Origin of the sequence: Helicobacter valdiviensis (assembly GCF_003245365.1) — a bacterium.
Taxonomy (GTDB): Bacteria; Campylobacterota; Campylobacteria; order Campylobacterales; family Helicobacteraceae; genus Helicobacter_D; species Helicobacter_D valdiviensis.
This window is the reverse complement of the sequence record NZ_NBIU01000115.1, coordinates 1-636: the sequence shown is the minus strand read 5'-3', so window position 1 is coordinate 636 and position 636 is coordinate 1. Positions and strand designations below refer to the sequence as shown.

Genomic DNA, 636 nt, shown 5'->3' with positions numbered 1-636 from the left:
ATCATGCACTACATAAGCCTTAGTGGGTTTGCCAATGGGTGAGAGAAAGCTTTGAAAAAGTTGTGGGATACTTCCAAAATCAGTGCGGAAGCCCTTAGGCACTTTTATAAAAACCTCTGCTTTGTTATTGGTGTGATAATAGACTCCTAAATCTTTTTCAAATTCTTTTAATTCCAAAGTGTAAAAGCAAAAATCCTTTAAAAGCTCAAAATCTTTGCCCTCTCTTAGAATTGTTATAAGTTCTCTATCCATTTAAATCCTTTATTTTGACTTCGCAGAGGAAGTAAATTCCTCTTTGCGATGAAGGACAGTGGCTGTCCTTTCAAATCCCCTAAAGCCCCCGTCCCACTGCGTTTTACTTGTGGGGAGCTTTTCAAGCTCTAGCAATTACGGCATAGAGCGGTAGCTTTTTATAAATTTTTAGGCTGAGGCTAGACTTAGTGTCTGTGAAGCCTATAAAATTTATAAAATCTGTCGTTATCTGTCTTGAGAGCGAGTTTCCTCTTTTTGTGGAGGTTCTTTGTTTTTAATCTCTATGTGTTTGCTTTCTAGCTTTAAATGTCTAGCGATAAAATCTTGAAGCTTTTTAATGACTAGATTGTAAATATCTATTTCTTTAATCTCTTTATTTCTAGT

1 protein-coding gene is annotated in these 636 nt (G+C 35.8%); it reads right to left on the bottom strand.

Translation table 11 applies throughout. The features are described from left to right. The coding region (locus B6S12_RS10790) for a DUF1353 domain-containing protein (RefSeq protein ID WP_146239369.1) at positions 1–252 on the bottom strand (252 nt) is incomplete at its 3' end. Positions 253–636 lie beyond the last annotated feature (384 nt).